General features: G+C 66.1%; 8 protein-coding genes. All 8 read left to right on the top strand.

From position 1 onward, the window contains the following. Nucleotides 1-1,791: PhoX family phosphatase (locus B551_RS23305; protein WP_023265122.1), on the top strand; the 1,791-nt coding region annotated here is incomplete at its 5' end. A gap of 184 nt (nt 1,792-1,975) precedes the next feature. Continuing rightward, entirely contained in the window at nt 1,976-2,548 is a 573-nt protein-coding gene (locus tag B551_RS23300) for a hypothetical protein (RefSeq protein ID WP_006575615.1), read from the top strand. Between the two features lie 309 nt (nt 2,549-2,857). Next, nucleotides 2,858-3,883, top strand: a complete 1,026-nt coding sequence (locus B551_RS23295; protein ID WP_006575614.1) for a substrate-binding domain-containing protein — start codon at nt 2,858-2,860, stop codon at nt 3,881-3,883. Nucleotides 3,884-3,981: 98 nt separating this feature from the next. Beyond that, the gene (locus B551_RS23290; RefSeq protein WP_006575613.1) at nt 3,982-5,004 is read left to right on the top strand and encodes an ABC transporter substrate-binding protein; all 1,023 of its coding nucleotides are present in this window, start codon (nt 3,982-3,984) and stop codon (nt 5,002-5,004) included. A gap of 61 nt (nt 5,005-5,065) precedes the next feature. Then, nucleotides 5,066-5,899 carry an ABC transporter permease gene (locus B551_RS23285; protein ID WP_006575612.1) on the top strand — a complete coding sequence of 278 codons (834 nt, stop codon included), beginning with the start codon at nt 5,066-5,068 and terminating at the stop codon, nt 5,897-5,899. Nucleotides 5,900-5,909: 10 nt separating this feature from the next. After that, nucleotides 5,910-6,830, top strand: a complete 921-nt coding sequence (locus B551_RS23280) for an ABC transporter permease (protein ID WP_023265120.1) — start codon at nt 5,910-5,912, stop codon at nt 6,828-6,830. Continuing rightward, nucleotides 6,823-7,899, top strand: a complete 1,077-nt coding sequence (locus B551_RS23275; RefSeq protein ID WP_006575610.1) for an ABC transporter ATP-binding protein — start codon at nt 6,823-6,825, stop codon at nt 7,897-7,899. The genes B551_RS23280 and B551_RS23275 overlap by 8 nt, the downstream gene beginning before the upstream one ends. Then, nucleotides 7,896-8,768: a phosphodiesterase gene (locus tag B551_RS23270; RefSeq protein ID WP_023265119.1), complete on the top strand. Its 873-nt coding sequence runs from the start codon at nt 7,896-7,898 to the stop codon at nt 8,766-8,768. The genes B551_RS23275 and B551_RS23270 overlap by 4 nt, the downstream gene beginning before the upstream one ends. Nucleotides 8,769-8,841: the final 73 nt, after the last annotated feature.

Below are 8,841 nucleotides of genomic sequence, written 5' to 3'. Positions count from 1 at the left end.
ATGGCGGCGCCGACCCTCGCCGCACCCGCCGCGATGGCCACCACCACGGTGGGCTCGGAACTGAAAGTCTCGTTCAGCGACGGCAGCAGCCAGACCTACAAGCTCGCCTATCAGCCCTTCTTCATCACCGGTGATACCGTGCCCGACGGCAAAGGCGGCACCGTGGTGGCCGGCGGCTACTTCGACATCCACAACCAGCCGATCGTCGACCGCTCGGTGCCCGGCAGCGAGCGCCAGTTCTTCTCGGACTGCGTCGACGGCAGCTCGCTGCTGACGCTGCCGAACGCCAACGTACCGGGCGTCAAGGGCAAGCCGGTGTTCGCCGTGGTGCAGTTCGAGTACACCACGCGCGACCAGGCCGGCGGCTCGACCTACGGCATGCTGCCCTCGCCGATCGCGATCCTGACGCTGGACCAGGACCCGGCCACCGGCAAGCTGACGCTGGTCAAGTACCACAACGTCGATACCTCGTCGGCCGGCGGGCTGTGGATTACCTGCGGCGCCAGCCTGTCGCCGTGGAATACGCACCTGTCGAGCGAGGAATACGAGCCGGACGCCTTCACCATCGCGTCGAACACGCAATTCCAGCGCTTCAGCACCTTCACGTTCGGCGACCCGACTGCCGCTTCGCCTTACGACTACGGCCACCTGCCGGAAGTCACGGTCAACCCCGACGGCACCGGCTCGATCGTCAAGCACTACTGCCTGGGCCGCATCTCGCACGAGCTGGTCTGCGTCGCGCCCGATGAGCGCACCGTGCTGATGGGCGACGATGCCACCAACGGTGGCGCCTTCCTGTTCATCGCCGACCGCGCGCGTGACCTGTCGTCGGGCACGCTGTACGTCGGCAAATGGAACCAGACGTCGGGCACCGGCCCGGGCTCGGCCACGCTGAGCTGGATTCCGCTGGGCCACGCCACCAGCGACGAAATCCGCGCGCTGGTCCGCGGCGGCATCAAGGCCACCGACATCTTCGACGTCAAGACCACCGATCCGGGCGATGCCAGCTATACCCGCATCCCGTTCAATGGCGGCTTCCAGTGGGTCAAGCTGATGCCCGGCATGGAAAAGGCCGCGGCCTTCCTCGAGACGCACCGCTACGCGGCGCTCAAGGGCGGCAGCCTCGGCTTCACCAAGTGGGAGGGCACGACGATCAACGCACGCGACAAGGTCGCCTATATCGCGATGTCGCGCATCGAATCGTCGATGCTGAACGGCTCCGGCGGGGTCAAGGTCGAAGGCCCGTACTCGGGCGCGGTCTACGCGCAGAACCTGCGCGGCGGCCAGGCCGATACCACCGGTGCGCCGATCAACTCGGAATGGGTTCCGGTCGATATGGCCGCAGTCCCCGAACTGATCGCCGAAGACTTTGGCGGCGGCAAGCTCAAGCAGCAGGACGCGCTGGGGAATTTCGCCAACCCCGACAAGATCGCGACGCCGGACAACCTGAAGTACTCGGAAAAGCTGCGCACGCTGTTTATCGGCGAGGACAGCAATACGCACGTAAACAACTTCCTGTGGGCTTACAACGTCGATACGAAGAAGCTGTCGCGCGTGTTGTCGACGCCGGCCGGCGCCGAATCGACCGGCTTGCATGCGGTCGACGAGATCAACGGATGGACTTACGTCATGAGTTCGTTCCAGCATCCGGGCGATTGGGAATCGCCGTTGCATGACATCGTCAAGCCGACGCTGGATCCGCTGGTTCGGGCGAATTACAAGGATCGGTTTGGCGCTGCCGTCGGCTATATCACGGGGGATGCGACTTCGGTGAAGTTAGCGAAGGGGTAAGCCTTTGACGTGCTGAAGGAAGCCCGAGCGTGAGGACGCTCGGGCTTTTTTTTTGTTTGGCGTACGGGTGCCGGCAAGACCGCGAAGCCGGACCTGAAAGGAAAGACGACTAGACTGTCGCCCTCGGCTGCATCCCGCATGCCTCGCCCTCCGAGGGGCCGGCCCTTTCACTCCCCATTGCTCAATGACCGACAAGACCCGACAAATCGCCATTGCCCTGATCCTGGTGGCGGTGCTCGCCATGCTTTGGCTGGTTGGCAACGACCAGAACCACACCGACGACACCGCTCCCTCTCCGGTTTTGGACGCGTCGCAAGTCCAATCAGCGAGCGCGGCGGGCGGCATTTACCGCGGCGGCACGCTTGAACCGTACAGCATCGACCCCACGCGATCCACGGACCGCCTGCCGGTGTACCAGGCGGCCGCGATCCTGCAGGACTATCGCGCGGATCGCGCCAGCGCTGATCGACGTTATCGCGGGGCGTACTTCATCGTCGAGGGCGTGGCCAGCGGTATTCGGCGGGAGGGCGAAACGCAGGTCTATCTCGATATCCGCACCACCGATCCCGATCAGACCGTACGCGCGAATCTGCTGGAGCAGCAGAACTGCGGGGCGGCGCGGCCGGTCTGCGAGGTGGAGGCCCGAGCGACGATGGTCCGGCGCGGACAGAAGGTCGCGGTCGAGTGCACCGGTGCCGGCATCGTCGATACCACGCCCTTGCTCGAAGGCTGTCTGCTGCGGGGCGGCGCCAATTGATGTGAAGGGACGGGAGGGGCCGGCGCGTCCCCCAACGTCTTTCTGCCATTCCCTCCGACGTTTCATCCTGCTGTCATTTGCGCCGCGCACAATCGCCCCTGTTCGGCCACCGATGCCGATCGCATGACCGCGCCGGCTTTTTTGCGGCGCACCGCACCACCGGTTGTCCTTGACACCGGTTTTTTTGCGGCTTGAATGAAAACGTTTTCATTTCTCCCGCCTCGCCCCGATTCCAGCCGAATGCCTCGTAAACCCGCACCCCTCGCCACGTCGTCCGCGTCGCCCACGCCGTCCAATGGCGCGACCCTGATGAACGTTGCGCAAGCGGCGAGCGTGTCGCTGGCCACGGCATCGCGCGTGTTCAGCAATCCGGAGATGGTCCGTCAGGACACCGCCGAGCGCGTGTTGCGGGCGGCGGGCGAACTTGGCTTCCGCCCCAACCTGCTGGGCGCCAAGCTGCGGGCCCAGCGCACGCGCATCGTCGGCGTCATGCTGCCGACGCTGGAGAACGCCGTATTTGCCGAATGCTGGCGCGGCATCGAGGAGGCGGCCCTGACGCAAGGCTATTCGCTGATGCTGGTGACCAGCCGCTACGACCCCGAGCGCGAACGCGAGCGGATCGAATATCTGCTGCGTCATCGGGTCGACGGCATGGTGCTGACGGTGGCCGATGCCGCCCGCAGCGCGGTGCTGGACCAGCTCGATGCCGAACGCGTGCCGTATGTGCTCGCGTACAACCAAGGGACCCGCCGCGGCAAACACTATTCGGTGTCGGTGGACAACCGCGTCAGCGCACGCGCCGGTGTCGAGACGCTGATCGCTGCCGGCCATCGGCGCATCGCGGTGGTATCGGGCGCCTTTGCCGCGTCGGACCGCGCCAAGCAACGCTATGCGGGTTATCAGGACGCGATGCGCGCGCATGGCCTCGACCCGCTGCCGCCGCTGCCGCTGCCGGCCCACACGCCCACTCACACGCCGGAGGAGGCCGAGCACATCCGGCGCCTGGTCACGGCGCCGCGCGCGCCCACGGCGCTGTTTTGTACCAACGACATGCTGGCGATCGGCGTGATTTCGATTCTGAAGCGCCTGGGACTGTCGGTGCCCGGCGATATTTCCGTGCTCGGCTACGACGGCATCGAACTCGGGCAGCTGCTGGAGCCGCCGCTGTCCACGGTCGTGCAGCCCAACAACGAGATCGGCGCCCGCGCGCTGGAGTGCCTGCTGGCTCGGCTGAATTCCCCAGGTGCCGAAGCCGCGCCTGACCGTGCCTTGCCACGCGCAACGCTGCTGCCGCACGCGATACGCGCAGGCGCCAGCGTCGGGCCACCGCCTTAGCGCCTGACGCAGGCTTGAACCAGCCGCCGTCACTCGCATCGTTTTCCGCCGTCTTTCGCCGTCTTCCCCCACCGTCGTCTCTAGAAAAGGAGTGCATCATGCAATCGACTTCGTCCTGGCTGCGCCGCCTGCGCTGGGTGCTGCCCACGATCGGCGCGGTCGTATTCAGCCACGCCGCGGCCGCGCAAACCGCGATCTGCTACAACTGCCCGCCGGAATGGGCCGACTGGGCTGCGCAGATCCGCGCTATCAAGGAAAAGACCGGCGTCACGGTGCCGCACGACAACAAGAACTCGGGCCAGTCGCTGGCCCAGATCGTCGCGGAAAAGGCCAACCCGGTGGCCGACGTGGTCTATTACGGCGTGACGTTCGGCATCCAGGCGCAGAAGGAAGGCGTCACGGCGCCCTACAAGCCCGCCAACTGGAACGACATCCCGGACGGCCTGAAGGACCCGCAGGGCAACTGGTTCGCGATCCATTCGGGCACGCTCGGCCTGATGGTCAATGTCGACGCGCTGCGCGGCAAGCCGGTGCCGCAATCGTGGGCCGACCTGCACAAGCCCGAGTACAAAGGCATGGTCGGCTATCTCGATCCGGCCAGTGCCTTCGTCGGCTATGTGGGCGCGGTCGCGATCAACCAGGCCCTGGGCGGCTCGCTCGACAATTTCGGCCCGGCGCTGAAGTTCTTCAAGGACCTGCAGAAGAACCAGCCCATCGTGCCGAAGCAGACCGCATACGCGCGCGTGCTGTCCGGTGAAATTCCGATCCTGCTGGACTACGACTTCAACGCCTATCGCGCCCGCTACAAGGACCGCGCCAATGTCGCCTTCGTGATTCCCAAGGAAGGCACGCTGGTGGTGCCCTACGTCATGAGCATGGTCAACAAGGCGCCGCATCCGGCCGAAGCCCGCAAGGTGCTGGACTTCGTGTTGTCCGACGCCGGCCAGGCGCTGTGGGCCAATGCCTATCTGCGGCCGGTACGGGCCAAGGCGGTGTCCAAGGAGGTCGAGGCCCGCTTCCTGCCGGCTTCGGACTACGCCCGCGCCAAGACCATCGACTACGGCAAGATGGCCGAGGTGCAGAAGGCCTTCAGCGACCAGTACCTGAAGGAAGTGCGCTGACGCTGATGCTAGTCCCCGGGCGCCCGTCGCCCCGGCTGGCTCCTTCCCGTTGGAGATCCCTATGCGCCGTCGCACTACTGCCTCATCCGCCCGCACGCTGATCGTCTTCGCGCTGCCGGCGCTGATCGTTTTCCTGGCGTTCTTCTGCCTGCCGATGGCCAAGCTGCTGGCGGTCAGCGTAGCGGGCGACGACGGCGCCGGCGTCTACTGGACCGTGCTGTCCAGCCCGCGCTATCTGCACAGCCTGCTGTCCACGGTGCTGCTGTCGGCGTCGGTGACGCTGGTTACGCTGGCGATTGCCGGCGTGGCAGGAACCTTCCTGCAGCGCCATCCGGTCCCCGGCAAGTCGGTACTGGTTGCCATGCTGACCTTTCCGCTGGCGTTCCCCGGCGTGGTGATTGGCTTCATGGTCATCATGCTGGGCGGCCGCAACGGCTTGCTCGCTTCGATCGGCGATCTGCTTGCCGGCGAGCGCTGGACCTTCGCCTATGGCATGGCGGGGCTGTTCGTCGGCTACCTGTATTTCTCCATTCCGCGCGTGATCCTGACCGTGATGGCGGCCGTCGAAAAGCTCGACGCATCGCTGGAGGAAGCGGCCCGCTCACTAGGCGCCGGCCGCTGGCGCGTGGTGCGCGACGTCATGCTGCCCGCGCTGATGCCGGCCCTGATCTCCAGCGGCGCGATCTGCTTTGCCACCAGCATGGGCGCGTTCGGCACGGCGTTCACGCTGGCCACGCAGCTCGACGTGCTGCCGCTGACCATCTACAACGAGTTCACCAACTACGCCAACTTCGGCATGGCCGCCGCGCTATCGATCCTGCTCGGTGCCGTGACCTGGGCGCTGCTGGCGGTGGCTCGTCATCTGTCCGGCAACGCGGTTGCCGCTACCGCGTAGGAGCGCAAGCATGAAGACCAACCGTCGTGGCGCCGCGTATTGGGCGCAGCTGACACTGACGCTCGCCGTTTGCGCATTCATGACCGTGCCGGTGGCGCTGTCCGTGCTGGCGGGTCTCACCAACAACATCTTTGTCGGGCTGGAGAGCGGCCTGACCACGCGATGGGTCGAGGAGGTCTGGGGCCTGTACCGCAACACCATCTTCCTGTCGCTGTGGATTGCGCTGGCGTGCCTCGCCTGCACGCTGGTGCTCGGCGTTCCGGCTGCCTACTACATGGCGCTGCGCCGCAGCCGCGTGACGCGGCTGATCGAAGAGTTGCTGATGTTGCCGGTGGCGATCCCCGGCCTCGCGACGGCACTCGGCCTGATCCTGCTGTATGGCGGCCTGCCATGGCTGCGTACCAGCTGGGTCTTCATTCTGATCGGGCATGTCCTGTTCACGCTGCCGTTCATGGTCCGCTCGGTGCTGGCCATCATGTCGGCAATCGACATCCGCACGCTGGAAGACGCTGCCGCCAGCCTGGGCGCCACACGCATGCAGCGATTCTTCACCGTGGTGCTGCCCAATTGCCGGCAAGGGATTCTCGCCGGCGCACTGATGGTCGTCACACTGTCGGTCGGCGAATTCAACCTGACCTGGATGCTCCATACGCCCACCACACAGACACTGCCGGTGGGACTGGCCGACAGCTATGCGTCGATGCGGCTGGAGATCGGCTCCGCCTACACCATCGTGTTCTTCCTGATGATCATCCCGCTGCTGGTGGTGATGCAGATGGTGTCCGCACTCGGTGCGCGCGCCCAGCGACATCCAGTAGAGGACACCCCCACGCCGTTCGCCGGCACGGTCACCACTTCGCCAAACACCCCAGCCGGCCGGGACAGCGCGCCGCAGTCCCAGCCGCAGACGGAGGCTCCCCGCCATGCATGAACCCACCACCATCGCGCTGCACCACTGCGGCAAGACGTTCCCCGACGGCACGCGCGCGCTCGAACCGCTGGATCTGGACATCGGCGCCGGCGAAACCGTCGTACTGCTCGGCCCGTCCGGCTGCGGCAAGACCACCACGCTGCGCATGATCGCCGGCCTGGAATTTCCCGATACGGGGGGAGAGGTGCTGTTCGGCGGCGCACCGGTCACGCATCTGCCGATCGAACAGCGCGGCGTCGGCATGGTGTTCCAGAACTACGCGCTGTTCCCCAATATGACGGTGGCCGAGAACATCGGCTATGGCCTGCGCGTGCGCAAGGTCGACGCACAGACCCGCCGCCGGCGCGTCGACGACATGCTGGCCATGATGCAGCTGGGCGCCTTCGCCAACCGGCGCGTCGACCAGCTGTCCGGAGGCCAGCGCCAACGCGTGGCCCTGGCCCGCGCCATCGCCGTGCAGCCGCGCGTATTGCTGCTGGACGAACCGCTGACCGCGCTCGATGCCAAGCTGCGCGACGCACTGCGCGCCGACATCAACCGCCTGCTGCGCAGCCTGCGCATTACGACGGTGTACGTCACCCACGACCAGGCGGAAGCGATGGCGCTGGGCGATCGCATCATCGTGATGGACAAGGGACGCATCGCGCAAAGCGGTACGCCGCAGGAGATTTACCGGTATCCCTCCAATGCCTTTGTCGCCGACTTCATCGGGACCATGAACCGCCTGCCGGCGGCCGCGGCTGACCACGTGTGGCGAGTGCCGGGAGGCGCGTTGCCGCGTGAGGCGCAACACATCGAGGTGGCGCAGGCCGAGCTGATGTTCCGGCCGGAAGACGTGTCGCTGACCGACGCGCCCAATGCGCATGATGTCCATGTGACCGGCAACGTCGTCACCGCCCTCTTCCTAGGCCATGCGACCAGGCTGCTGGTCGACGTGGGCGCCCCTGCCCCGATCGTGCTCGATACCGCGCGACGCGACCGCTGGGCGGCCGGCGACCGCGTTGGCCTGCGCATCGATACCAGCCACCTGGTGACGGTGCCGGCCGAGGCAACACGGAGCGCGGCATGATGCAGACCGCTTCCCAGCCCGCGTCCCAAGCCGCGCCCTACCTCGTCGCCCACATCACGGACCTGCATATCAAGGCCGGCGGCAAGCTGTCCTACCGCCGCGTCGATACCGCGGACGCGCTGCGCCAATGCATCGATACGCTGATGACATTGCCCCAGCGCCCCGACGTTGCCGTCGTGACCGGCGACCTGGTCGACTTCGGCAGCGAGGACGAATATCGCTTCCTGCGGGGGATTCTGGAAACGTTGCCAATACCGGTTCGGCTGATGCCCGGCAACCACGACAGCCGCGACGCACTGCGCCGCGTGTTCCCCGATCACGCCTACCTGTTCGCCGCGGGCGACGGCGACGCGCCCGTGCACTACCGCATCGACGCAGGACCGTTGACGCTGATCGCTTTCGATTGCACCGTGCCGCGCCATAGCGGCGGACGCGTGGAACCGGATCAGTTGCCATGGCTCGAAGCCGCACTGGCGGTCGCCCCGGAACGACCTACGCTGCTGATGCTGCATCACCCGCCCTTCCACACTGGCATCGGTCATATGGACCAGCAGGGCCTGGAAAACGCCGCGCTGCTCGAGGCCGTGGTCCGGCGCCATCCGCAGGTTGAGCGCGTGCTGTGCGGCCATTTGCATCGGCATATCACACGGCGCTTTGGTGGCACCATCGCGATGACGGCGCCCGGCCCTGCGCACCAGGTTGCGCTGGACCTAGATCCCCAGGCCGCTTCTCGCTTTCGGATGGAGCCGCCTGGATTCTTGCTGCATTGGTGGCATCCGGCGCATGGGCTGGTTACGCATGCGGCGCCGATTGGGGATCATGGGCCGGCGTATCCGTTTTTTGATGAGGGGGGGAGGTTGATTGATTGAGGGGGATGCGGAGAGCGGCGGCTATTGGTGCAAGTGGTTCGCCGCTTCCCGGAACAACTTCAGGTCGCGAGTC

Origin of the sequence: Cupriavidus sp. HPC(L), assembly GCF_000307735.3 — a bacterium.
In the GTDB taxonomy this organism is placed as follows: domain Bacteria; phylum Pseudomonadota; class Gammaproteobacteria; order Burkholderiales; family Burkholderiaceae; genus Cupriavidus.
Note: the sequence above shows the minus strand (reverse complement) of the source record. Positions and strands in the feature narration are given on the sequence as shown.

Coding starts and splice junctions, on each gene's coding strand:
- B551_RS23275 (WP_006575610.1), top strand. CDS start 6,823: ATGCATGAACCCACCACCATCGCGCTGCACCACTGCGGCAAGACGTTC.
- B551_RS23290 (WP_006575613.1), top strand. CDS start 3,982: ATGCAATCGACTTCGTCCTGGCTGCGCCGCCTGCGCTGGGTGCTGCCC.
- B551_RS23280 (WP_023265120.1), top strand. CDS start 5,910: ATGAAGACCAACCGTCGTGGCGCCGCGTATTGGGCGCAGCTGACACTG.
- B551_RS23295 (WP_006575614.1), top strand. CDS start 2,858: ATGAACGTTGCGCAAGCGGCGAGCGTGTCGCTGGCCACGGCATCGCGC.
- B551_RS23270 (WP_023265119.1), top strand. CDS start 7,896: ATGATGCAGACCGCTTCCCAGCCCGCGTCCCAAGCCGCGCCCTACCTC.
- B551_RS23300 (WP_006575615.1), top strand. CDS start 1,976: ATGACCGACAAGACCCGACAAATCGCCATTGCCCTGATCCTGGTGGCG.
- B551_RS23285 (WP_006575612.1), top strand. CDS start 5,066: ATGCGCCGTCGCACTACTGCCTCATCCGCCCGCACGCTGATCGTCTTC.